This window comes from Sphingobium sp. MP9-4, from assembly GCF_005281675.1.
GTDB classification, from domain to species: Bacteria; Pseudomonadota; Alphaproteobacteria; order Sphingomonadales; family Sphingomonadaceae; genus Sphingobium; species Sphingobium yanoikuyae.
Genome location: NZ_LUFI01000053.1, coordinates 1 through 24,187 on the forward strand (window position 1 = coordinate 1; position 24,187 = coordinate 24,187).

Below are 24,187 nucleotides of genomic sequence, written 5' to 3' on the forward strand. Positions count from 1 at the left end.
TCCGCCCTCCCTACGCCGCGCGCTGCGCAAGGCGCGTTCCTCGACCTTCCTGCCATCCTTGAAAAGGGGTCCCTTTTGCGCGCCGATCGGGGGTCCCGTTTGCACGCCGATTGACATTCCAGGCGCACCGCCCGCGCCATCGTCTCGCGCAGTTCATCGGGAAGACTCGTATCGCTCATTCGTCGCGCGCCTCCTGCGAAATCGCGCGGCTCGCACGCTCGACTGTCATGATCCACCGGTTCTCGCCGTTGCGCATGGCCGCCTTGAGTTGCAGCGGCGTGTCTTTCGTTCCTGTCGTCGAGAGAGGCGGACCAAATGCCACATCCATCGCCCAGGGGCTCTCGGCCGAAAAACGTCCGATCACCAGGTCAAGCGTACCGTCGTCAAGCTGCTGGAAAAGTGCCTCGCCCGCGCCTGTCCGCCATTGTGCCTTCGCGCCGGTTCGCCGCTCAATTTCATGTACCAGCGTCCGGACTTGTGCGGCTTCGTGCACAGTTGGATCGGCGAGTGCGACCGTGAAGGTTCGTTGCTCTGCAATCCGCTTCGATGTGCCGGCCGGATCGCGAGGCAATATATCGCATGCGGCGAGGAGAGAAACGGCAAGGATTATCGCGCGCTTCATTGTTCGCGCGTCCTGTGATCGATGCGAATGTCGAGGCGGCAAGAATGAAATTCATTTCGAGCCCGGTCGACTTTGCCAGCCTGCCAGGCCTGGATCATCTGTGCTGTTAGAGTGGCATCGGGGATATTGTCGCCGCCACAGTCCTGCGCTTTCGTGGGCCGTGCCCTGAGCGAGCTCGCGTCGAGGGCCGCTGCTCCGCGCGTCGAAGCACAACCTCGGATAGGGAGCTCATCTCCATGTCATGATGGTGGAGGGCGATCATCTGCACCCTCGCAAAAGTTCATCGATATACTCGGCTACCGCCGTTGCGGCGGCGCGCAGCGGCTCATCGATATGGATGTAGCGCTGCGTGACGCCGCGGGAGGCGTGTCCCAGCAGTGCCGCAATCGTGAGTTCGGAGTAGCCAAGCCCGCCGGCGACACTTGCGAAAGTGTGGCGCAAGACATGGGGTGTCACGCCTTCGAGTCCTGCTCGATGGCAAATTCTATCCAAGACCCGCACTATGCCGATGAAGTGGCCATCTCCCCAATCGGCTGGGAAGAAATATCGCGAACCCGAATCGGCCTGCGCCGAAAGAAGCTGGAGAGCAGGCTGACCTATCACGCGTCGTTGCGCCCCCGTTTTTGTCGTCCTGAAGTGAATCGCGCTCTCCTCATCAAGGAGCCAGTCGCGCTCAAGACTGAGTGCTTCGAGCCGACGAAAGCCAGTCAGCAACAGCAATCGGATCACGGCTATCCCGGTAGGATGCTCGTCATCTGCCTCAGCTTCTCTGAGCGCTATGCCGAGCTTCCTGATCTCAGCCTGAGAGAGCCACCTCATTTTGGGCGTGCTCGCAATTCTGCGAATGCCCCTCGCGGGATTTTTGTCGATTTCGCCAAGTCGCACGGCATGTTCGAAAATCGAGTGAAGCGTAGACATGCAGCGCGAGGCTACGCCTTCGCCGCCTTTGGTGGCTCCCCCACGACTGCCCACCCTGGGCTTGGAGGTCGCACCAGCAGCGATGTCGGCTTGGGCGCCTTCGATATCACCGAGCTTCAATGTGGCAATTATTCTGTGGCCTAGCAACGGACGGATGTGGGCATCGACACGACTTCGATCCATCGTCAGAGTGGATGCCTTGATCGGTTTGCGGCTTCTGCCGATGATTTTGCCGGCTGAGGCTCGCTCAAGGTACCAGTCACAAATCTGGTCTACAGTATAGCCCTGCCCGCTCGACCGGGCATCCTCGACAGGGTCTCGCCCATTGGCGACATCGCCAAGGATGATGCGAGCCTGCCGCCTGGCTTCCTCCACGGTCATCAACCCGAACCGACCAATCACCTTTCGACGGCTCTGTCCGTTCGGCAAACGGTACTGAACGACGAAACTTCGCCGGCTCTGGCCGATAGAAACACCGAAGCCACGCAGCTCGCTGTCCCACAGAAGATGATTCGAACCCTTGACCCCATCTTTCGAAGGTTTCTGAGCTTCGATGAGCGTTTTTGTGATTTTCGCCATGATTTCAGTCGCCTGCCAAATGACCCAAAAATCTGCTTACTTTTTCCGGATTTCGACCTGATTTTGCTTATTTTATAAGTCCTGGAGGTCAAATCCGGGCGTAGGGCAGGATAACACTGACGAATCCCGATCGCAAATAAACGGCAGAAATGCGTGCTTTTTGCCGTTGTAGCGTAAAATCGAAAAAGACAGAAAATACGCTTCGGGCGAATTGCCAAGGTTGGGGTCGAGGGTTCGAATCCCTTCGCCCGCTCCAGTATTCCCAGAAATCGATACGATAATCACCCTTCGGGGGCAGCAAGGCCGCGTTGTCACATGCGCTTTCCTGCTGCGGCCACGCGGCCCTGATCCGCCTGTGGCCCGCCCTGTCGCGTGGTCCAGGGCTGCCAATGGCGATAAGCCACCGGCCCCATTCCCAACGCCTTTGTCGCACAAATGAAAGAATGCGCTTCTAGGCGCGACGCATTCCGCAATTCCCCGTGCGGTCACGACCATCAGGGGCGATCGAGGTGATCTGGACACGGGACGATGGCCGCATGCTGGCCTATGCCTCCGGCAATTTCGGCAAGGCACTGGTTTTCAGCGGCGCGGATCTGACGATATTGTTCCTGCTGAGCGACGTGCTGAACCTTGGCGCGACGACGGCGGGATGGCTGATGCTCGCCGCGCTGTGCGGCGACCTGATCTTCGATCTGCTGGCGGCGCGGCTGACGATCCGCCTGCGGCATGTCGGCAAGGGCTATCGCTGGATGGTGGCGGTCGCAGCAACACCCTGCGCGATCGCCTTCGCCCTGCTCTATGCCATGCCCTTGCTTGGCGCCCGACAGCTATGGATGCTGGCCATGGCCTTGCTGATATTCCGGGGCGCCTATGCCATCATCGACGTGCCGCACAATGCGCTGATGGCGCAGGTGACCAGCGACAGCAGCGCGCGCGGCCGTGTTTCGGGCTATCGACTGCTGTTCAGTACGGCGAGCGCGCTGATTGTCGCGACCTTGTTGACGCCGCTGGTGCAAGATGCGGGCAATACCCGGTCCTTCGATCGGCTGGCGCTCACCGGCGCGGCGACGGGCGCCATCTTTGCCCTGACGATGATCCTGTGCGCATGGACCTGCGGCGGCGAGCCAAGCGGTGGTGCGGCCCGCACCGCCCGGCAAAGCGCAAGGCAGGACGGCATCGACATCCCGTTTCGCGACCCGATGGTCGTGGCACTGGCTCTTCTGGCCCTGCTCACCGGATTTGCCGCACCGGCATTCGGACGCTCCCTGCTCTATATCGGCAGCTATGTCGTCCGCCGCCCCGATCTTGTCGCGACCTTGCTGCTGGCCGTGACGATCGGCCAATTCGCAGGCGTGATCCTGTGGACCGCGATGACCAGACGTTTCAGCAAGAGCGCCCTGCTCGCCATGGGACATGGGGTCAGCATCATCGGGCTGGCGGGTTTCGCCGCCTGCCTGTCCTGGCCACCTGCCCTGGCCATCTGTGCGGCGGTGATCGGCGTCGGCCTCGCCAGCATGTTCATGCTGCCATGGGGGCTGCTGGCCGATGCCGTCGATGTGGTGGAATGGCGCCATGGCAGGCGCTTCGAGACGGGCCTGTTCGCCTTCTATCTCGTCGTGGTCAAGGCAAGCGGTGCCGCCTTCTCAAGTCTGACCGGCTGGACACTTGGCCTGCTGGGCTATGTGCCGGGGCAGGCACAGACTGCGGCAGTCCAGGCCGGCATGCTCGGCCTGGGACTGGGCGTTCCTGTCCTTGGCAGCCTTTGCGCGATCTTCCTGATGCGGCGCTTCGACCTTGGCCATGCCCGCCATGCCCGGCTGCTCGCAGCGCTGGCATGGCGGGAGGCACGCGATCAGTCGGGCGCCGATCCGGTTTCCGGGTTGAAGCGCGGGTTGGAGAAATCGAGCGGCGCGGGCACGACCCTGGCCGGCGGGCTGGCGCTTTCCGCCCAGGCGCGGCAGAGCATGTCGCGCAGCATGCCAGCGCCGGCAGCCGTCCGTTCATAGACGAGGGCGCGCACATCCTTGTCGGCGAAGTCGGCAAAGCCGTCCCGCTTTTCGAGCTGATAGACATATTCCATCCGATCGCCGGCCTGATCCAGGAAGGCGAGAATCGCGTCGAACATGTCGCCCTCGCGATGACCGGGCGCGCCGATGCGCGGCGCGATGTCGGCCACGGTCAGCTTCATGCCATCGACGAACTGGCTTTCGAAGCGGCCATGGATACTGCGATCGCGGGTGTAACCGCCGGGATTGTCGCCGCGCCAGCCGTCCGAATGGATCGAGTCATGCAGCGGCTGGGCGCCGTCACCGATATAATGGCCAAGGCGGATCGTCTGGAAGGCGCAATGCTGGGCCGGGACGGATATGTCGCCCCCTTCGGCCTGCGCCTTGCGGACATGGCGCATGCAGACGACGAGCCGGTCATAGGCCTCAATCGCGGCATAGGGCAAAGTGCCGGTCCAGCGGACATTGGTGCGCGCGGCGGTCGCCGGATCGCTGTCCTTGATCGTCTCATAGCGTTTGTAGAGCGCCAGGATGAATTCGTAGCGCGAGCGCGGGATCGGCTTCACGAAGCGGAACTGCTCGCGGAACCAGCCATGATTGGGGTCTTCCTCCATCTTGGAGAAATTCTCCGAATCCCCGCGCCAGCTGTCGGGCAGCGAGGCGGAGGCGGCGATATAGTCGGTATAGGCCTTGAGGAAGACGGGACCGTCCTGCGGGATGGCATCGAGCGCGGCGCGATCGATCACTTCATGGGCGGTGCCGCCCCAGGCCATGGCGGCGCCGGGGCTGAACGCCAGCGCACCGAGCGCCAGGGCCAAGGTCAGTTTACGTGTCATCATGCCTCCCTTCAGGGGTCGAGCGGATCGCGCGGATCGACCCGCGCGGACAGGCGCGACGGGCGAAACAGCAATTCGGTGGGGGTCAGGCGCGCGCCGATGGCACCGGGCTGATAGCCCAGTTCCTTGTCGTTGCGCTGCACGAACAGCGGATTTTCGATCATCGCGCTCTGCCCCGGATTGCAGACGATCAGCGTATCCTTGTCCAGCGGCGCCGCCATCGTCATCAGCAGGCGGGTGGCGTTGCGCAAATTGGTGGTGGTGTGCCGGGCATAGGGTTCGATGATGATGGCATCGGCGGGCACGCCATAGCGCTCGATCAGTGCCTGGCGCATCTCTTGCGCCTCGGCGAAGCGGGTCGCGCGCGGATGGGCACGGCCGCCGGTCAGGATCAGGAAAGGCGCATCACCATCGGCAAAGCGGTTGGCGGCGAGGCGCAGATGATATTTGCCGAAGGGGCTGACCGCCATGCCGTCGACTTCCGGGCCGACGCCGGTGACGATCAGCGCGCTGTAGCGATAGCGTTTCCAGTCGATATTTTTGGCCCGCGCCATGGCGGGGGCGTTGAGGCCGCCGGTTAGCGGCTCGAAGCCGATCGCGTCGGTGCGGTCGCTGACGTCGAGCAGCGCAAGGGCATAGTCGATGCTTGAATCCAGCGCCTGGGCCGATCCCTTGCGCGGCGTCTGCGCGATCCAGGCGGCGGCGCGCAGCCTGGCCTGACGCTCGCGGGGATCGATCGTGCCGGCGCCGTCGATATCGGGATAGGCGGGCACCTGCCCCAGCGCATAGCTGCGCAGGATGGCGTTGATCCCCTCCACCTCGCGGCGGATCTGCGCACCGGCACCATCGTCCGCGACCGGCACGTCACGCAGCGACAGCGCAGCCTGCACCATCAGGGCGATTTCGGTCGGGGTCCAGATATGGGCCTGTGCCACGCAATCGACATCGCCGGCACACGCCGTGCGGCGATCTTCGCGGGCATGGAGCAGCGCATCCATGTCCGGCCGGGCGCGGAAGGCGGCAAGGGCGGCCGGATCGTGTCCAAGGGCGTCCAGCACGGGAAAGAGGCGCCGCGACAGCGCCTCCGTCACGGCGTCGCGCGCCGCCCCGGCCAGAGCCGGGGCGGGCGTGATCGCCACCGCCGCCATCGTCATCAACGACGCCGAAACGCGGCCGAGGCGGCGGGCCATCACCAGGACTTGCTGATGACGAGGCGGAAGTTGCGGCCGAAGATCGGGCGACCATAGATCGCCTCGGCACTGCCCTGACCGCTCAGCGAGTCGGTGCGGGTATTGCCTTCGGTCAGGCCATGGGCGTTGAACAGATTGTCACCCACAATCTGTGCCTGCCAGCTGCCATGGCGCGCCGTGATGCCCGCGCCGATCGTACCATAGGCCGGCAGCGCGGTGTTGTTGTAGAGGTCGACATAGCGCTTGCCCATATAGGTGTAGCGCCCATAGACCGACACGTCGGTGTCGCCCGTCTGGAAGTCGAAGCTGGGACGGATATTGCCGTAGACCTTGGGCTGGCGGACGATCTGGTTGCCTTCGGCCTGTTCCGGATCGGCGCCGGTCGAGCTTTCGAAATTCTTGTATTTGGGATCGCTGATGGTGAGCGCACCATTGAGCGAGAACCAGTTGGTCAGCGCCAGCTTGCCGTCGAATTCGACGCCCTTCACCTGCGCCTCGCCGATGAAGGGCACGTTGACATCGTTCCGGCCCGTGGTCGGATCATAGGCCAGGAAGCTGGCGTTCAACGGATCGAAATTGGTGTAGAAGCCGGTGACGTAGAGATAGGAGCGGCCGAAGGCGAGCTTGAGGCCGGCCTCGAACTGATCGGCCTTGGTGGTGATGATGGTCGGGTTGATGCTCATCACCGTCTGGACGTTGGGCGGCGTTTCGAGGTGCGATGCGCGGCCATAGATGCCGACATGGCTGGAGAAGTCGTAATTGGCGCCGACCGTCCAGTTGGTGACGTTGGGCTTCAGTTTCTGGTTCAGGATCACGCCGGTGAAGGCGCGGGTGCTGTCGTCCGCCAGGGTGCTGGAGTCGCCCAGATTGGCCGCCTCGGTCAGCGCGGCCCAGCCCTTGTAGCTGTAGCGTTCGTGACGGATGCCGGCGTCGATGCGCAGGCCCGGCACGATTTCCCAGGTGTCGTTGGCGAAGACGGCGAACATCTTGGCGTCGCTGTCGCCCTGATTGAGGGTGGCGGCATAGTTGAGCACGCCATTGTCGGTGACGCGGCCGATTTCCGCGCCGGCGGCATTATAGGCGACCAGGTCCAGCGTGCGCGGCTTGCCGGCCACTTCGATCAGGTAATTCTGATAGAGGGTGCGGCTGTCCTCGCCATAGAAGCTGCCATAGAGGCCGAGCTTGAGGTCATGGGTGCCAAAGCCGGTCTCGAACTTCTTGGCGACCGACAGATTGGCCTGGGCCGAATAGAATTTCGAGTGGATGTCGCGATACTGGCCCTGCATCACCAGGCCCGACGCCGCATAGGGATCATAGACGGTGTTGGTGCCCGCCAGCGTATAGCCGAAATGGTCGACCGCACCGAAAGCCGTCGTGGCGCGGGCGAGATAGCCGGCGGCGAAGGCGTTGCCGTCGGCCGGGTTGGTGGTCGAGTAGAAGGCGCTGAAATCGAGCTTGCCCTGGGTATAGCCGGCCTTGGCCGAGACCAGCCAGCCGTCGAAATCGCCATCATATTGGGCGCCGAAATTGACCATCTGCATATGGCGGCCATCCGACAGGTCGCCGGTGCGGCTCTGGATCTGGCCGGTGCCGTCGCGATATTTGAGGTTCACATGGCGCAGCGCCGGCGAATTCATCGTGCCGTCGAAATAGTCGATATATTTGTCGAGCGAGACGCTGGGATCGCGCGGGTCGGAGATCGGGATCGGCAGATAGAAGACGTTGTGGTCGTTCACATAGTTGAGGTTCAGCTTGATCGAGCCATTGTCGAAATCATGCTTGATATTGGCGCGCAGCTGGCCGCCCTTGTCATTGGCGAAGCCATTGTCGCGATAACCGTCATGATAGCGGATGAAGCCGCCGATCGCATAATAGGTGTCGTTGCCGAGCGGGCCGGCCTGATAGGCGTCGAGGCGATAGAGGCCGGTGTCGCCGAGCGTGACCTGGGCCTTGCCGCGCGCTTCGTCGCTGCCGGTGACGGTGATCGCGTTGATGATCGCGCCCGAATAGCTGGCATAGACCGGGGCCGGGCCGCCGCGCACGACTTCCACATGGTCGGTCATCAGATCCTGCTTCAGGATCGCGTCGCCGCGGAAGAAGACGCCGTCATTCTCATGGAACAGCGGCAGGCCGTCCTGCTGAAAGCTGACGAAGCCGCCATCATTGGGCAGGCCGCGGATGCGGTAGATATTCTGCACTTCGCCGCCGGTGATTTCGGTCTGGAAGCCGGGCAGCTGGCCGATCAGGTCGGCGAAATTGACAGGCGCGATCTTCTCGACATCCTCGGCCGAGATGGTGTTGATCGCATAGGATACGTCGAAGCGGCGCTGGGCGCGAGTGGAGCCGGTCACGATGATGTCGTTGGGGCCGTTGCCGGCATCGGCAGCCGCTTCAGCGGCGGGCGCGGCGTCGGCGGCGGCCTGCGCCAGGGCAGGCGTGGTGATGGTGCAAAGCGCGGCAAGCGCCGTGCCGGAGGCAAGGAAAGTCTTGAGCATGATGCGTCCCCTCTGAATTGGTCGGGGCGCCTCTGGCCGTGCGATATGACATTTTTAATTATTGTTGTGAAAATAAATAAATCCCCATAACCGGTCGTCGCTTTCACCGATAGCGGGATCGATCATGCTATTTCCCACCCTGGACAAGGACCAGCGGCGCATCCTCCAGATGCTGCGCAAGTCGGGGCCACTGTCCCGTTCCGCGCTGGCATCCGCGCTGGAAATCAGCGGAACCGCCCTCACCCGCCTGTCGCGCGACCTGATCGGGCTCAATCTGGTGGAGGAAGTGCCTAGCGCGGAAGCACAGGGCCGCGGGCGCCCGGCCATTCCCCTGCGGCTGGCCGGCCATGGCGGCTATGCGGTCGGCGCGACGGCGCACAAGGGCTTCATCGACATCGCCCTGGTCGATTTCACCGGCGCCACCATCGCCACCCATCATGAGGCCGTCGCACCGATCGATCCCCAGGGTTTTGCCCGCAAGGTGCGGCGCATGACGCATGAACTGGTGGACCGGCACGGCCTGCTGGGACGCCGCATGCTGGGCCTGGGCGTGGCGGTGCCAGGACCATCCCTGTCGCCGGCCGGCGATCGGTGGAGCGTCGTCGACGTCCTGCCCAATTGGCGCGATGCGCCGCTGCGCGACATATTGTCCGCCGAAATGGGCTGGCCGCTGTGGATCGAGAATGACGCCAATGCCGCAGCGATCGCCGAATATTATCTGGGTGGCCTGCTGCGCGATTTCGGCACGATCGTCGTGCTGCTGCTGGGCTTCGGCATTGGCGCCGGCGTCATTGTCGACGGGCGCCTGATGCGCGGTCAATATGGCGTCGCGGGCGAGATTGGCTGCCTGTTTCCAGGGCATCTGCCGCGTCCCAGCCCGCTGGATCTGCTGGCGATGCTCCGCAGCAATGGTTGCGACCTATCCTCGGTCGCGGACATTGATTTCCATGCTGCCGACCAGGCACCGACGATCGACATCTGGCTGGACCGGGCGGCCGAGCAATTGCAGATGGTCAGCAACACGGCCTTCGCCTGGCTCGATCCAGGGGCGATCGTGCTGGCCGGCACCTTGCCATCGACCATCCTGCAGGGGCTGGCCGATCGCCTGCATCAGGCGGACCTCGTCACCACGGTCCATCATCGCCGCCCGCCGGTCAGAATATCGAACCTGCATGGATCGCCGATCACCTTCGGCGCGGCCCTGCTGCCGATCCATGCCCTGTCTGCCGAGACATAGGATCGGCGTCGCGCCGGTGATGAACGGCAATGCCGAAAACGGGCCACGACGCGGCTCCATGGCCATGAACCACAGCGTGCGCTGCCGCCGCTATGTCACCTCATTGCGCAGGCAGGGTGCCGGGCCGCAAATAGGGGAACATGTGGGCCACATAATCAACCTTGCCCAGGTCCACGCCCTGTGCCCGCAGGATCGCGTAGGCGGTCATGATGTGGAAGTAGAATTGCGGCAACGCCCAGTCGCGGACAAATTGGCCGGCGGTGAGGTCGAAGATCATGCCCTGCGGCAGTGCATGGGCGATCGGCGCAGCCGGATCGATGGACGGCGCATCCGCCGCAAGGCTTTCCACGATCGCAATCGTCTCGGCTATTCTTGCCTGCGCATCGGCGATCGATCCGGGATTCTCGCCCGCGTTGCGGCCTTCATCGAGCAACTGCCCGACCAGCGGCGGGAAGGCTTCGCCGCGCAACCGGTACATGCCCTCCTGCGCCTGGACGCAGGCGAAGCGGATCTGGGTCGACAGCGGGAACATATCCGGCGCCAGCCGCGCGCCCGGCAATGTTTCGGCCATGCCATCCTGCGTCCCGGCCTCGGCCTTGGCCAGCCAGGCCGACAAAGCGCCCAGCATCTGGACATAGGTGGGAGCAAGAATATCCGGCAGAATCATGATCTTCTCTCGTTCAGACTGATGAGCGACCCTAGCGCGGGTCGGGCCGCCTTGCGATGCCTGGCTCAGCGATCCGGCACGACCTGCATGTCGTAGACCACGACCTTCTGCCACAGATGCTCGCAGGATTTGACGAAGGCCTGATGGATTTCGTGGTCCTGATAGACTTTCTGGTCGACCGCATTGTCGAAGACCATCAGTTCCGACACGTCGAAGGAGGAATCGACCACATCGCGCTTTTCGGTGCTGGCGGGCACGCCGATCTGCAGGTCGCGGATCACGGGGATCGCGCGCAACGTGCGCAGGCCGGCGATCAACTGGTCGCGATCGGCCTGGTTGCCCGGCCGCTTCAGCCAGAAGAAGACATGATGAACCAGTTTCGCCTGAACCGGGGTCGCGGCCTGTGCGGAGGCCTGTGTCGAGGACAGGGCCATGCCTGCGCCGCCCAATGCCATCATCGCCGCCAATTCCCTTCTGCTCGTTTCCATGATGCTCTGTCCCCTGTCGCTGAAAGGGCGGCGATCCGCGCCACCCGGTGAAGCCCTAAGTGCTGGCCGGCGCGATCGATGCGCGCTGCACCAGTTGATGGTCGAATATCTCGTCGCTGACGCGCATCCCGCCCTTGCCGAGCGCGCCGATCAGGCATTGGGTGGCGCGAAAGGCCATGTCCTCGACCGGCTGGCGGATCACGGTCAGCGGCGGCCAGACGCGCGAGGCAAGGATGGTGTCGTCGAACCCGGTGACGCTCAGATCATGGGGCAGGGTCAGCCCCATCTGTCCGGCCTGGGCGATGACGCCCGCCGCCAGATCGTCGCTGCTGCACAGGATCGCGGTCGGCCGGTCGGGCCGGGCGAGCAGCGCCTGTGCCGCCGCCATGCCGGACGCATGGTCGAATGCGCTATGCTCGACGATCAGGCTATCGTCCACGCGCAGGCCGGCGTCCTGGAGGGCGGCGTAGAAGCCGTCGAGCCGGGCCGCGACCACGCTGTAATGATCGGGGCCGGCGACATAGGCGATGTGGCGATGGCCATCGGCGATGACACGCCGGGTCAACGCTTCCATCGCCGCCTGATTGTCGATCCGCACCGTCGATATGCCCGATAGCGGCGTGCCGGTGGCGATCGCGGCGAAGGGCACGCCGAGCGCCGGCAATATCGCCGATCCGCTCAACTGTTCGGCAAAGGGCGGGATCAGCAGCAGTGCGTCGGCGCCGCTGCGCACCAGTTCCTGGGCGATGCGTTCGGCCTCGTCCAGCGTCACGCCATCGCCGTCGCGCAGGATCAGTTGCAGCCCATTGGCATTGGTCGCGCGCAGCGATCCGACCAGCACGGCATCGAGAAAGGGCGTGCGCCGGTTGCTGTAGATGAGGCCCACCGTTGTCGCCCGCGCCTTGGCCAGGCGACGGGCGGCCAGATTGGGCACATAGCCCAGTTCCGCGATCGCCGCCTGCACCGTCGCGACCGTGGTCGCGCTGGCCCGGCCGGCGCCGTTGATGACGTTGGATACCGTCATCGCCGACACGCCGGCCCGTTCCGCCACGGCGCGGATCGTCACGCCATTTTCCCGCCGCCGGGCCATCAGAAGCTCATCCTCATGGCCCCTGATAGCCGGTTTTGCGGCGCAGCACAGCGTCGGGAGTGGGCCGCCCCTGTCAGACCCGGCCTGCCTTCATTTCCTTGACCGCATGGTCGACCGCGCGGGCAGTCAGCGCCATGAAGGTCAGCGACGGATTGACGCAGGAGATGGAGGCCATCTGCGCGCCGTCGGTGACGAACAGATTGCTGGCATCATGCGCCTGGCTCCACTGGTTGAGCACCGATGCGCGCGGATCGGCACCCATGCGCGCGCCGCCCATTTCGTGGATGGCATCGCCCGGCACATGTTCGCGAACCGAACTGGTGACGTTGGTCAGGCCCGCCGCACGCAGCATCTTTTCGCCCTGTTCGCGGGCATCGGCCATCATCCGCATCTCATTGTCGCGGAAGGTGACGTTGAACTGCATCAGCGGCATGCCGAACCGGTCGGTCTTGTCGGGGCTCAGCGCGACATAATTATCCTCATAGGGCAGGCATTCGCCAAAGGCACCCATCTGGAATTTCCAGCCGCCATATTTGCGCATGCCCTGCTTCATCGACGCGCCGAAGCCGACCGGCTTGGACGGCTCGCGATAGGCGCCACCCTGATAGCCATAGCCGCGCTTGAAGCCGACATCCTCGCTGTCGCCATTGTTGCGGAAGCGCGGGACATAGATGGCGCCGGGGCGCCGGCCATATTCGATGAACTCCTCCATGCCGGGGATGTCGCCCTTCACGCCGACGCGGAAGATATGGTCCATGACATAGCGGCCCAGCGTCCCGCTGCTGTCGAAATGGCTCTTGCCGCTGCCCGCCGGGCGCGAGTTCATCAGGATCTGGGTCGAGGCCAGGGCTGACGCGCACAGGAACACAAGCCGCGCGGTCACGGTTTCGGCCTGCCCGGTCTTGGCATCGACGAAGCGCACGCCGCTGACCTTCTTGGTCGCCGGATCATAATCGAGGTTGGTGACGACCGCGTCGGACCGCAAGGTCAGCCGCCCGGTCGCCCGCGCAGCCGGCAGGGTGACCGCCTGGGTCGAGAAATAGGCGCCGAAGGAGCAGCCATTGCCGCACTGGTTGCGCAGCTGGCATTTGGTGCGGTTCTGCTCGGGCTTGTCCTCGGTCATGTTGGAAAGGCGCGCATTGATCATCTTGCGGCCGGGGAATTGCGTTTCCAGCCGCTGCTTCATCCATTTTTCCGCGATGTTCATCGGCATCGGCGGCTGGAATTCGCTGTCGGGCAGATAGGCCAGATTCTCGCGCGATCCCGATACGCCGATATATTTTTCGACATAGCTGTACCAGGGGACCAGATCCTCATAGCGGATCGGCCAGTCACCGCCGATGCCCTCGCGCTTGTTCGCCTCGAAATCGGCCGGGCTCCAGCGGAAGCTCCAGCGGCCCCAGATCAGCGACTTGCCGCCGACCGCCGCGGGGCGGATCCAGTAGAATTTGCTGCCAGCGCCATAATCATAGGGGTTCAGGCGGTCATTATTGTAGAAGGCCTGATTGCTGGGCGCGACATAGCCATGCTGGGCGATGAAATAATCGCTCTGCTTGAGCGGGTCGGGCATGATGTTGCGGGCGGGCACCTCATAGGCGGGCTTGCCGTCATAGGTATAATCCTCGCCATGTTCGACCATATGGCCGCGGTCGAGCATCAGCACCCGCAGCCCCTTTTCCGTCAGTTCCTTGGCGGCCCAACCGCCGCTGATGCCCGAACCGATGACGATCGCATCGTACCTGTCTGTCGAAGCCATGATGTCCTCTCCTGGAGTTTTCTGTCTTGAGGCAGGCTAGTGGTCAGAAGCGCAGCGCGCGCAGCGTCTGGAAGCTCTTGGTGATGTCGGGAATATAGGGCGCGGGCGCCTGGTCATTCTCGACATAGAAATGCTGGACGCCGGCGATGGCGTTGAGCTTGAAGATCGCGGCGAAATCGACCGTGCCGCTGCCGACCGAGGTCATGCTGCGGTCCGCGCGCATATCCTTCACATGATAGGAATAGATGCGGCCGGCCAGGCTGCGGATCAGCGCCTGCGGATCCTGCCCGGCATAGATCGCCCAGTAGAGATCCAGTTCGATCTTCACCAATTCGGGGTCGCACGCCTTCACCAGCTGGTCGAACAGGCTGACGCCATCCGGCTTGGTGGTGAATTCGAAATCATGATTATGATAGGCAAAGCCCAGGCCCGCGGCCTTGAGCTGCGCACCGAAGCGGTTGATGTTGACCAGCGCGGCCTTCCACGCCTCCGCATTGCGATATTTGTCGACCATATAGGGCAGGACGACGGTGCCCGCGCCCAGCGTCTTCGCCATCGCCACGCTGGCGTCGAACTTGTCGAGCAGCGCGTCATAGCCGATGTGCAGCGACGGGCAGGTGAGGCCCAGCCGGTCCATCGTGCTGCGCAGCAGCTTGTGATCCATGGCGTCATAGCCGCCACCGCCAAATTCGACCTCGCGATAGCCGACCTTGGCAACCTTCTCCAAGGTGGCGACCGGATCGGCGGCGAACAGCTCGCGCACGGTGTAGAGTTGCAGGCCGATGCTTGCGATCTTGCCGGAGGCCCTGACGGCCTGCGCGGCGAAGGGGGAGGCGGCGAGGGCGGCCAGGCCGCCGGCGCCCAGCATCATGGAACGACGGTTGAGGTTCATGCGGAATAGACCTTGTTGACCTGGGAATAGGGGAAGGCGCCGTTATATTCGCCCGGCACCGGCAGATACTCGCGTTCCTGGGTGATCCCGATCTCGGACGTGTAATAGCCCACGATCACCATCTGCCGGAACGCCTCGAAAAACTCCTCGCCCTTGGGAATCTGGTCGTTCATCGCCAGGGTCAGCAGCGCGTCATGCTGCGCCGCCGATGCCTTGGTCGCGGGGATCTTGTAATCCTGCCAGCTGCGCGCATCGATTTCGGCAAGACCGGCGATGATCGGATCGCGATCCTCCGCCACCGACCAGTCGGCCAGCAATTTCTCGATATAGGCGGGGACGCCGGCCTCGATCGCGCCGGGCGTGTCGGTCGCCGGCAATATCCGTTCGCACAGCGCGGTCATCAGCGCCCGCTGATCGGGCGTGAACAGTTGCAGGCTGGGCGCGCCCTGGTCGATCACGCCAGCGGCCGGCATCACCCCGGCGGCGCGCGCCAGCGGCGCGAACAGCCCGGCGCCGAACATGGCGACCATGCCCGCCAGCGCATGTCTGCGGTCCATCATTGTCCTGCTCCCTTCAGATCCTGTGCGATGGCTTCGTCCGGCAGCGGCCGGACCCAGATGTTGCGGAAGGACACGGGGCTGTCATGATCCTGCAACTGGATCGGCGCCTTGTCCCCATGGGCCTGATATTGGGCGATCGACCGCCATTTGGTGGTGCCCAGCATCGCCTGATGATTCTGCACCAGCACGCCGTTCAGCAGGGCGGTGACATAGGCCGGCCGGACCAGGCTGCCATCGGCGGCAAAGCGCGGCCGTTCGAATATGATGTCATAGCTCTGCCATTCGCCCGGCTGGCGCGACGGGTTCACCAGCGGCGGCTTCCAGGCATAGACCGCGCCGACCGTGCCGTCGGCATAGGTCGGGTTCTGATAGCCATCCAGGATCTGCACTTCATAGCGCTGCATGAACCAGATGCCGCTATTGCCGCGATCCTGCGAGCTTTTGGTTGGCGGATTGGGCGAGCGGAATTCCAGATGCAACTGGACGTCGCCAAATTCCTGCTTGGAAATCAGATTGTTTTCGCCGCCGCTCTGGCTGCGGGGCGGGATGGTCATGATCCCCTTTTCCACAGTCCAGGGACCGCGCTCGCCGCGCCATGCGTCGAGCGACTTGCCGTCGAAGAGGATGGTTGCGTCGGACGGCGCGCCGCCGGGCTGTGCCGCCGGGGTGACGACGGTGGGGGCGGGGCGATCGGGATCATGGACGTGCCAGTTGCTACCGGGCAGGATCGGCGTATCCTTGAAACCCAGCTTGCCAGGCTTGTCTTGCGCCTGCGCCGCTGTGCCCACCAGCAGAGCCGTGGCCAGCGCGATACCCGTCCCTGCAAAGCCAGTCGGGATGATTTTCATCCTCGTCCTCCTCTCATCTTATATTTGGTCGATGGCGCGATAGGCGGCCACCAGCCGGTCCTCGCCCTCGCGTCCGGCCAGCGAATTGCCATGTTCCATGCCGATCACGCCGCCATAGTTGCGGCCCCGCAGCCAGCGCACGATATTGGCGTAGTTGATCTCGCCGGTGCCCGGTTCCTTGCGCCCCGGATTGTCGCCGAACTGGATATAGCCGACCTCCGCCCAGCAGGCCTCCAGCGTCGGGATCAGGTTCCCGGACTGGATCTGCTCATGATAGAGGTCCGCCAATATCTTGACGCCCGGACTGTTGGCGCCGCGCGCCACCGCATAGCCCTGGGCGATCGACTGCATATAGACGCCGGGATGGTTGGTCCGCGTATTGAGCGGCTCCATCACCAGCGTCAGGCCGTGCGGCGCGACGATGTCGCCGGCGCGGCGCATGCAATCGATGATGCGGCCGGTCTGGATATCCTGCGGCACCTTGCGGTCCATGAAGCCGGTGACGACGGTCGCATGTTTCGCGTTCAGCCGCTTGGCGACCTCCACCGATGTGCGGATATCGGCCAGGAAGGCTTCGCGTTCGGCATCGTCATTGCTGCCCAGCAGCGGGCGGAACTCCGCCCATTTGGGCATGCTGGCAACGAACACGCCCATGGTCATGCCGCGCTGCGCCAGCGCTCTGGCCATGGCTTCCTGCTGCTCGACCGGACGCTTGCGCGCTTCATTCTCCTCCCAGGCGCGAAAGCCCTGGTCGGCGGCATAGGCGATCTGCTCCAGCAATCCGCCCCGGCTGGCAAAGCTGCCTTCATGCGGGGCGTAGCCGAGCGAGAAGCGGGCGGCATTGGAGGATCCCTTGCCGGCCGCAGCGGCGATGGCGGGGGTGGCGGCTGCGGCGACGCCGGCGGCGATCAGGTGTCTGCGCGACAGCTTCATGCCACGGCCTCCGCCCGGCGACCGGCGCGCCGGTCGGACAGCCAGATCAGCCCGAAGACGACCAGCAGGATCAGCGGCACGAAGGCGAGGCGGGCGAAGGATTGCGACGCCGCCGCATCCTCCACCGCACGCAGAGCCGGTCCGGTCAGGCGGGTGAAGGCTTCCGGCCCGCCGGCCAGTTCCACCTTGGCCTGGTCGAACATCTCGCCCAGCCGCGGCAGCACGAAGAAGCTGGCAAGCGCGCCGGCCGAGCCGACAAGCCCTAGCGCCCAGGCGTCACCGCGCGGATAACGTTCGGCCACCGACGCCAGCATCGTCGGCCACATCGCGCATACGCCCAGGCCCCAGACGGTGGAGGCGAGGATGGCGGAGGCGGGCGACTGCGCCTGCGACAGCATGAACAGGCCGATCGCGGCGAGCAGGCTGGACACCCAGAGCAGGCCGGGGTTGGACAGGCGGCCGGCGATCCGGCCGGCAAAATGGCGGAACACGAACATCAGCGCGCTGACATAGACCAGCAGCAAAATGCCGCGCATGTCGACCCGGTTGCTGAGCGCGACGTCGAGCCACTGGCCCGGCGCCAGTTCGGACGAGGCGGTCAGGAACATCGCACCGAACCAGATGAAGAAGCTGGGGCGGCGGACCACCTCCAGCATCATGTCCTTCATCGCCCGGCTGCAGGCGGTGGCGGGCGGCGCGGGGAAGCGGGTGGTGGAGGCGATCAATACGACGCCGATGGCCGGGATATAAGCCAGCGCCATGATCGCCTGCCAGGGAAGCGCCGAGGCGAGGAACACGCCGGCAAGGCCGCCGACGATCAGCCCGCCGGGATACCAGGCGTGCAGCACGTTGAGGCGATGGGTCGTATCCTCGAGATAGAGGCGGGCGGTCAGCGGATTGATCGACGCTTCGGCAAAGCCCCAGCCGATGCCCGACAGCAGCATGCCCAGCCATACGAGGTGATAGACGGTCATGCCGGTCGCCATGCTGCCCGCACCCACGATCAGCGTCGTGCCGATCAGGAAGGCGATACCGCAGCCGATCAGCACGCGGCGGATGCCGATCGTGTCGAGAAAGGCGCTGACGACGAAGACGGTGATGGAAAAGCCCAGGAAGGCCGATCCCAGCGCCGCGCCGATCATCTCGCCGGCCGCGATCGGGGCGATCGGGTCGATCCATTCCGCCTTCAGGCTGCTCGCCACCGCAGCGCGGAGCGATGCGCTCATCGAGGCGGTGAACAGCGCCAGGACGCTCAGCCAGAAAAGTCTGTGCCGGTTAATCGCCGTCATGTCGGCTCCTCTCCCTTTGGTCCCGCCGGCCTTCCGGTCGGGACATGTGTCGATCGTCGGTTGCGGCGTCAGCTGAGCCCCAGCCAGCGCCGGTTGTTGGCGGGATCACCGCCCCCTGCGAAATCGTCGAAGGCCCGTTCGGGCCGGCGGATCATGTGCGCCTCGATGAAGGGCGCGCCTTCGCGTGCGCCATCCTCGGGATGCTTCAGGCAGCATTCCCATTCCAGCACCGCCCAGCCATCATAGCCATATTGGGTCAAGCGCGAGAATATGCCGGTGAAGTCGACCTGGCCGTCGCCCAGCGAGCGGAAGCGGCCGGGCCGGTCGATCCAGTCGGCATAGCCGCCATAGACGCCCGCGCGACCGGTCGGGTTGAACTCCGCATCCTTGACGTGGAACATCCGGATGCGGTCATGATAGATGTCGATGAACTGCAGATAGTCCATCGCCTGCAGCACGAAATGGCTGGGATCATAGAGGATATTGGCGCGCTTGTGGCCGCCGACCGCATCCAGGAAGCGCTCGAAGGTCAGGCCGTCATGCAGATCCTCGCCCGGATGCAGTTCGTAGCAAAGGTCGATCCCCTGTTCCTCGAACGCGTCCAGGATCGGGCGCCAGCGCTTCCCCAGTTCGGCGAACGCCTCTTCCACCAGACCCGCCGGCCGCTGCGGCCAGGGATAGACGAAGGGCCAGGCCAGAGCGCCGGAGAAGGTCGCATGCGCCTTCAGCCCCAGTCGCCGGCTGGCCACCGCCGCCAGCTTCAGCTGCTCGACCGCCCAGGCCTGCCGCTCGGCCGGCTTGCCGCGCAGTTCGGCCGGCGCGAACGCGTCGAAGGCGGCATCATAGGCGGGGTGGACCGCGACCAACTGGCCCTGCAAATGGGTCGACAGTTCCGAAATCTCGACCCCGGCCTCGCGGCAGCGACCGATCAGATCGTCACAATAATCCTGGCTTTCCGCCGCCAGCTTGAGGTCCATGCAGCGCGGATCATTGCTGGGCACCTGAATGCCCTTGTAGCCCGCCTGCGCCATCCAGCGCGCGGCATTGTCCAGATTGTCAAACGGGGCGGCATCGCCCATGAACTGCGCCAAGAAGATGGCCGGGCCGCGCATCGCGCCCTTCGCCGCCGTCATTTCACGCTCTTGAGATAGGTGATGATCGCGGCGCGCTTGGCCGGATCGGGCGTGGAAATGGGCATGCGGCTGCCGGGCACCTTCTTGGTCGGCGCGGCGAGATATTCGTCCAGCGCCTTCTCGTCCCATTTCAGCTTCGATGCCTTGAGCGCGGGGGAATAGTTGAAGCCGGCCAGAGTGCCGGCGGTGCGGCCGACGACGCCGACCAGATTGGGGCCAAGGCCGCTCTTGCCGCCGGGCTGCACGCTGTGACAGGCGCGGCAGGCGTTGAAGGCCGGCGGCGCCGCTGGTGCGGTCTGCGCCTGGCTCGACATGGCGGGGATCATCACTGCGCCCGTTGCGAGCGCTACCAGGCCGAAGCCCATTACCCTTTGCACCCTCGACTCTCCGTCTTGTCTGTGGCTTTTATTTACCGGTAAACTGTTCCAATATGATCGGAAGATCAAGAGGCAGAATGAACGGTCTGTCGACTAATGGGAAAGAGGGATGAGGATGACAGGAAAAGCGTTGCGTCTGGGCATGGTCGGCGGTGGCGAAGGCGCCTTTATCGGGGCGATCCACCGCGCTGCCGCGGCACTGGATGGTGATTGGCGACTGGTGGCCGGCGCCTTCAGCGGCGACACGGATCGCAACCGGCGCTCGGGCGAGGCACTGGGAATCGACCCGGCGCGCACCTATGATTCGCTCGACGCGCTGCTGGCGGGCGAACAGGCGCTGCCGGCGGACGAGCGGATCGACGCTCTGTCGATCGTGACGCCCAATCATCTCCACGCGCCGATGGCGATCGCCGCGCTTGACGCGGGCTTCCATGTCTTCTGCGAAAAGCCGATGGCGCTCGATCTGGCTGAAGCGCGCCAGATCGCCGCCGCCGCCGAACGCTCCGGCCGGCATTTCGGCCTCGCCTTCACCTATAGCGGCTATCCGCTGGTGGAAGAGGCGCGGGCGCGCGTCGCGCGCGGTGATTTCGGCAAGATCAGGCTGGTGCAGGTCGAATATTCGCAAGGCTGGCTCAGCCAGGCGATCGACCGCGACGGCAACAAGCAGGCCGAATGGCGCACCGATCCGGCCCGTGCGGGCCTGGGCGGCTGTCTAGGCGACATCGGCACCCATGCCTTTCACCTGGCCGAACATGTGTCGGGCCTGCGCGTCAGCGAAATCTGCGCCGACCTCAGCATCCATGTCGAGGGGCGTCGGCTCGACGACGACGTCAATGTGCTGCTGCGCCTCGACAATGGCGCGCGCGGCATCCTCAAGGCGTCTCAAGTTGCGGCCGGCGACGAAAATGGCCTGAAGCTGCGCATCCATGGCGAACATGGCGGGCTGGAATGGGCGCAGATGGCGCCCAACACGCTGACCCTGCGCTGGCTGGATCGGCCCACCGAAGTGCTGCGCGCGGCCGGACCGGGCCTGCTGCCCTCGACCCTGCCGCTGCTGCGCACGCCCAGCGGCCATCCCGAAGGCTATATCGAGGCGTTCGCCAATCTCTACCGCGCCTTCGCCACGTGTATCCGGGGCGGCGAAGCCTGGTTCCCGTCGGTCGGCGACGGTCTGCAAACCATGGGCTTTGTCGAAACCGTCATCGCCAATGCGGCGGGCGACGCCAAATGGACCACGCTGCCCGGCGCATGACATGAAAGGGGAAGCGCGACATGATCGCCGCGCTTCCCTTCGCCCTCAGTGCGCCGCGCCCTTCTTGGGCAGCAGCGGATTGATCGTCTGGATGCTGCCATCGGCATTGTAGCGCAGTTCCGTCACCTTGACGTTGCGCAGGCGAGTCTGGCCCGACAACTGGCTATCGGCATAGAAGAGCCAGGACTTGCCGCCCCATTCGACGATCGAATGGTGGGTGGTCCAGCCTTCGACCGGCTCCAGGATGCGGCCCTTGTAGGTGAAGGGGCCATAAGGGGAATCGCCGACGGCATAGACCAGATAATGGGTGTCGCCGGTCGAATAGCTGAAATAATATTTGCCATCATGCTTGTGCATCCATGACGCCTCGAAGAAGCGGCGATCATGGTCGCCACCCAGCAGCGGCTTGCCCTTGTCGTCCAGGATCTGGATCTCGCGCGGGGTTTCGGCAAATTCCAGCATGTCGCCGTTCAGCCTGGCGACGCGCGGCGCGATCGCCGGCTTGTCATCCTGCTTCAGGTCGGTCTTCGACCCGTCCGGATCATATTTCCCGCCGATATTGCGCTGCAACTGGCCGCCCCAGATGCCGCCGAAATAAATATAGCTCTGCCCGTCGGCGTCGGTGAAGACGGCCGGATCGATCGAATAGCTGCCCTTGATCGGCTGTGGCTGCGCCTTGAACGGCCCCATCGGATCCTTGGACGTGGCGACGCCGATGCGGAAGGCGCCTTCCTTGTCCTTGGCCGGGAAGTAGAGATAATAGGTGCCATTCTTGTAGGCCGCGTCGGGCGCCCACATTTGCTTGTCGGCCCAGGGCACATCCTTGACGTCCAGCGCCACCGGCCCGACCGTCACCGGCCCGCCGATCTTGTCCATCGACAGGACATGATAGTCACGCATTTCGAAATGGCTGCCCAGGTCATCCTCGGGCGTCGGCCCGTCAATGTCGTGGCTGGGATAGACATAGATCTTGCCGTTCCACACATGGGCGGACGGATCGGCGGTGTAGATGTCGCTGACCAGCGGCTGGGACAGATATTCGGACGCATCGCGCTTGCCGCTCGCGGCATTGTCGACCGCCTGCTCGGTCTTCTGTTCGCCCTTCTGTTCCGGCGCCTGCTGGCAGGCGGCGAGCGCCAGTCCCAGGGCCAGCGGCCATGCGTGCAGGCACATTCTGCGCTTGATCGTCATATCATCCTCTCCTTGCGATTTGCGCAATTGATAGCGTTATCATAAATCGCGTGCAACGCTCGATTGGCGCCGCCCTTTCAGCGGTTGAGGCGCTGCATCACCATCGCCCGCAGGCGTCGCGCCTCCAGCGGCGTCAGCGGCGCCAACGGTCCCTGGGCATGATCGGGCAGATGGTCGCGCGCGTCCTGCGCCGGTCCGAACAGATAATGGTCGAACAGCGCGCGCCAGGCCATGCGCTCGGCGTCCGGCCGCTCGCGGATGCTGAGCAGCCCGTGCAGCAGCGTCGCCATCGGCGTGTCGATGAAGTCGGGCACGGCGTCCCACCAATAGTTCATCATGATGTTGAAGCCGTCGCGCGCCTCGACCTGATGCCACCAGAGCGCCGGGTAGAAGAGCGCGTCGCCCGGCTCCAGTTCGGCCACCTCACCGGCCGCCAGCGCCTGCGCAAAGCGCGGATAACGGGCCAGATCGGGCGCGGCCGGATCGACCATGCTGACCACCTGGCCGCCGGGCGTCGGCGACAGCGGGCCGGGATAGAGATTGCCGACCTGATCGGGCGGAAAAAGGGTGAAGCGGCGCCGCCCGACCAGGCAACAGGCCAGATTGTGCGAGCTGTCATAATGGGTCGCGGCGACCGTGCGGTTGCCGATCCAAAGGCTGACGGTCGGCACCGCCGCACCGAACAGGCCGGGCAGGTCATGGTCGGCACGCAGGCCGGGGAAATAGCGGTCGACATCGGTCGACCCGATATAGATGGCCGGGCCCTCGCCACTGGCATCCGCCCGGATTCTGTCGAGATAATGGGGCAGCGGCGCCTGCCCGCGATCGAAATTGAAGCCGGTCAGCTCATCATTGTAGAAGAAGCGGCCCCCGGCACCCCGCGCCCCGACATAGCCGGTGACCGGCGCGCCGCCATAATCGGCGAGCAATCGGTCCATCGCCGCCTGCGCCGACAGCCGCCCGGCAGCGACCAGCGGCCAGCCATCGACCAGTCCGCCGATCACGACCGGCCTCTGCGCCGCCATCAGATCGTCGAGCCAGCCAGGCGTCAGGTCGCTGGCGGCAATCCGCCGGGTCTGGTGCAGCGTCACGCCGCCTGCCGCGCCCGCTTGCGCAGGATCAGATCCTCGATATTGGCGAGCGAGGAGCGGATCGCATAGGCCAGTTGCAACAGGCCCGCCTGATGCAGCGCCTGCAGCGTCGGACCATCCAGCGCCTCCAGCCGATCGGCATCGATGGTGAAGCGACCGGCAATGTCATAGCGCTGCGCGTCATCGATCGCGATGTCCAGTGCGATCGGCGCCAGCAGCCCGGCCTGTTCGAACGCGGTGAACATCGGCGCGCTCAGGCCATGGCCTTCATGGATGGTGCGCAGCGCATCGGCGACATGGTCCAGATAGGGCGCGTTGCCGCCATGGGGCAGGAACAGCGCTTCGCCCGCCGCGCCGACGCGCGGATCGTCGAGGTCGACATGGATCACCGGATGATCTTCGCCGTCGCGTTGCTGCATGCCGATCAGGAAAGGGCCGCGCCGATGGACGGCGGGCACATAGCGTGCGGTCCAGCCCCCGGCGTCGAGAAACAGATTTTCGTCGCGATCGAACCCCAGCAGCGCGGTGAGCTGCCAGATGCCCTGGCCATCACGCTGGATCAGGATCGGATATTCCCGCTGGATCGCGTCGATCTCGGTCGGGAAGATCAGGGTCTGGTTGACGGCATCCCCGAAGGCGGCGCCATTGCCCGGTGCGACCCGAAGCGCGGCATGGGTGATGGGATCGAGTATCATCGTGCTGGTCATGGAATATCCGGCGTGCCGCATGAACGGGCG

At 64.5% G+C, this 24,187-nt stretch carries 21 protein-coding genes and 1 pseudogene; 3 read left to right on the forward strand and 19 right to left on the reverse strand.

Annotated elements, in window-relative coordinates:
• Nucleotides 1-175: 175 nt before the first annotated feature.
• Both A0U87_RS17305 and A0U87_RS17310 read right to left on the reverse strand, forming a co-directional pair.
• Complete coding sequence (locus A0U87_RS17305; protein ID WP_048936700.1) at nt 176-622, reverse strand: hypothetical protein; 447 nt, start codon at nt 620-622, stop codon at nt 176-178.
• A 258-nt stretch (nt 623-880) separates the two neighbouring features.
• Entirely contained in the window at nt 881-2,119 is a 1,239-nt protein-coding gene (locus A0U87_RS17310) for a site-specific integrase (protein WP_048936702.1), read from the reverse strand.
• Between the two features lie 536 nt (nt 2,120-2,655).
• On the opposite strand from A0U87_RS17310, the pseudogene A0U87_RS17315 reads away from it, so the two are divergent.
• A pseudogene (locus A0U87_RS17315) lies at nt 2,656-3,903 on the forward strand (MFS transporter); the annotation flags it as partial.
• A 68-nt stretch (nt 3,904-3,971) separates the two neighbouring features.
• On the opposite strand, the gene A0U87_RS27135 reads toward A0U87_RS17315, so the two are convergent.
• Genes A0U87_RS27135 through A0U87_RS17325 form a run of 3 tightly spaced genes read right to left on the reverse strand, consistent with a single transcriptional unit; the run spans nt 3,972 to nt 8,646 of the window.
• Entirely contained in the window at nt 3,972-4,964 is a 993-nt protein-coding gene (locus tag A0U87_RS27135) for a nuclease (protein WP_313040002.1), read from the reverse strand.
• A gap of 8 nt (nt 4,965-4,972) precedes the next feature.
• The gene (locus tag A0U87_RS17320) at nt 4,973-6,151 is read right to left on the reverse strand and encodes a YdcF family protein (RefSeq protein WP_048936704.1); all 1,179 of its coding nucleotides are present in this window, start codon (nt 6,149-6,151) and stop codon (nt 4,973-4,975) included.
• Nucleotides 6,151-8,646 (reverse strand): TonB-dependent receptor, encoded by a 2,496-nt coding sequence (locus tag A0U87_RS17325; protein ID WP_017501016.1) that lies wholly within the window; start codon nt 8,644-8,646, stop codon nt 6,151-6,153. Before A0U87_RS17325 ends, A0U87_RS17320 begins: the two co-directional genes overlap by 1 nt.
• 124 nt (nt 8,647-8,770) lie before the next feature.
• Between A0U87_RS17325 and A0U87_RS17330 the strand changes: the two genes are divergently transcribed.
• Nucleotides 8,771-9,883 carry an ROK family transcriptional regulator gene (locus A0U87_RS17330; protein WP_048936705.1) on the forward strand — a complete coding sequence of 371 codons (1,113 nt, stop codon included), beginning with the start codon at nt 8,771-8,773 and terminating at the stop codon, nt 9,881-9,883.
• 100 nt (nt 9,884-9,983) lie between these two features.
• Here A0U87_RS17330 and A0U87_RS17335 read toward each other — a convergent pair whose 3' ends face one another.
• The 11 genes from A0U87_RS17335 to A0U87_RS17385 form a co-directional block, all read right to left on the reverse strand.
• A complete protein-coding gene (locus tag A0U87_RS17335; protein ID WP_048936706.1) occupies nt 9,984-10,550 on the reverse strand; it encodes a DUF1993 domain-containing protein in 567 nt (188 codons plus the stop codon).
• Nucleotides 10,551-10,615: 65 nt separating this feature from the next.
• Nucleotides 10,616-11,038, reverse strand: coding sequence for a Dabb family protein (locus A0U87_RS17340; protein WP_234415681.1), 423 nt, complete (start codon nt 11,036-11,038; stop codon nt 10,616-10,618).
• A 55-nt stretch (nt 11,039-11,093) separates the two neighbouring features.
• Nucleotides 11,094-12,128 carry a LacI family DNA-binding transcriptional regulator gene (locus A0U87_RS17345; RefSeq protein ID WP_048936708.1) on the reverse strand — a complete coding sequence of 345 codons (1,035 nt, stop codon included), beginning with the start codon at nt 12,126-12,128 and terminating at the stop codon, nt 11,094-11,096.
• Between the two features lie 73 nt (nt 12,129-12,201).
• Entirely contained in the window at nt 12,202-13,884 is a 1,683-nt protein-coding gene (locus tag A0U87_RS17350) for a GMC family oxidoreductase (RefSeq protein ID WP_004209527.1), read from the reverse strand.
• 43 nt (nt 13,885-13,927) lie between these two features.
• Nucleotides 13,928-14,776, reverse strand: a complete 849-nt coding sequence (locus tag A0U87_RS17355; RefSeq protein ID WP_048936709.1) for a sugar phosphate isomerase/epimerase — start codon at nt 14,774-14,776, stop codon at nt 13,928-13,930.
• Nucleotides 14,773-15,336, reverse strand: coding sequence for a gluconate 2-dehydrogenase subunit 3 family protein (locus tag A0U87_RS17360; protein ID WP_004209525.1), 564 nt, complete (start codon nt 15,334-15,336; stop codon nt 14,773-14,775). Before A0U87_RS17360 ends, A0U87_RS17355 begins: the two co-directional genes overlap by 4 nt.
• Nucleotides 15,333-16,184, reverse strand: coding sequence for a DUF1080 domain-containing protein (locus tag A0U87_RS17365; protein ID WP_122928517.1), 852 nt, complete (start codon nt 16,182-16,184; stop codon nt 15,333-15,335). Before A0U87_RS17365 ends, A0U87_RS17360 begins: the two co-directional genes overlap by 4 nt.
• An 18-nt stretch (nt 16,185-16,202) precedes the next feature.
• Nucleotides 16,203-17,117 (reverse strand): TIM barrel protein, encoded by a 915-nt coding sequence (locus A0U87_RS17370; RefSeq protein WP_137405815.1) that lies wholly within the window; start codon nt 17,115-17,117, stop codon nt 16,203-16,205.
• Entirely contained in the window at nt 17,114-18,406 is a 1,293-nt protein-coding gene (locus tag A0U87_RS17375; RefSeq protein ID WP_137405816.1) for an MFS transporter, read from the reverse strand. The genes A0U87_RS17370 and A0U87_RS17375 overlap by 4 nt, the downstream gene beginning before the upstream one ends.
• A gap of 68 nt (nt 18,407-18,474) precedes the next feature.
• Nucleotides 18,475-19,539: a sugar phosphate isomerase/epimerase gene (locus A0U87_RS17380; RefSeq protein ID WP_017501007.1), complete on the reverse strand. Its 1,065-nt coding sequence runs from the start codon at nt 19,537-19,539 to the stop codon at nt 18,475-18,477.
• Nucleotides 19,536-19,904 carry a c-type cytochrome gene (locus A0U87_RS17385; RefSeq protein ID WP_026109143.1) on the reverse strand — a complete coding sequence of 123 codons (369 nt, stop codon included), beginning with the start codon at nt 19,902-19,904 and terminating at the stop codon, nt 19,536-19,538. The genes A0U87_RS17380 and A0U87_RS17385 overlap by 4 nt, the downstream gene beginning before the upstream one ends.
• A gap of 127 nt (nt 19,905-20,031) precedes the next feature.
• Between A0U87_RS17385 and A0U87_RS17390 the strand changes: the two genes are divergently transcribed.
• The gene (locus A0U87_RS17390; protein WP_048936713.1) at nt 20,032-21,168 is read left to right on the forward strand and encodes a Gfo/Idh/MocA family oxidoreductase; all 1,137 of its coding nucleotides are present in this window, start codon (nt 20,032-20,034) and stop codon (nt 21,166-21,168) included.
• 45 nt (nt 21,169-21,213) lie between these two features.
• On the opposite strand, the gene A0U87_RS17395 is transcribed toward A0U87_RS17390, so the two are convergent.
• From A0U87_RS17395 to A0U87_RS17405, 3 genes are all read right to left on the reverse strand, one after another.
• The gene (locus A0U87_RS17395) at nt 21,214-22,359 is read right to left on the reverse strand and encodes a glycoside hydrolase family 43 protein (RefSeq protein ID WP_137405817.1); all 1,146 of its coding nucleotides are present in this window, start codon (nt 22,357-22,359) and stop codon (nt 21,214-21,216) included.
• A 77-nt stretch (nt 22,360-22,436) separates the two neighbouring features.
• Complete coding sequence (locus tag A0U87_RS17400) at nt 22,437-23,450, reverse strand: cupin-like domain-containing protein (RefSeq protein ID WP_048936715.1); 1,014 nt, start codon at nt 23,448-23,450, stop codon at nt 22,437-22,439.
• Entirely contained in the window at nt 23,447-24,157 is a 711-nt protein-coding gene (locus A0U87_RS17405) for a SapC family protein (protein ID WP_048936716.1), read from the reverse strand. The genes A0U87_RS17400 and A0U87_RS17405 overlap by 4 nt, the downstream gene beginning before the upstream one ends.
• Between the last annotated feature and the right edge of the window lie 30 nt (nt 24,158-24,187).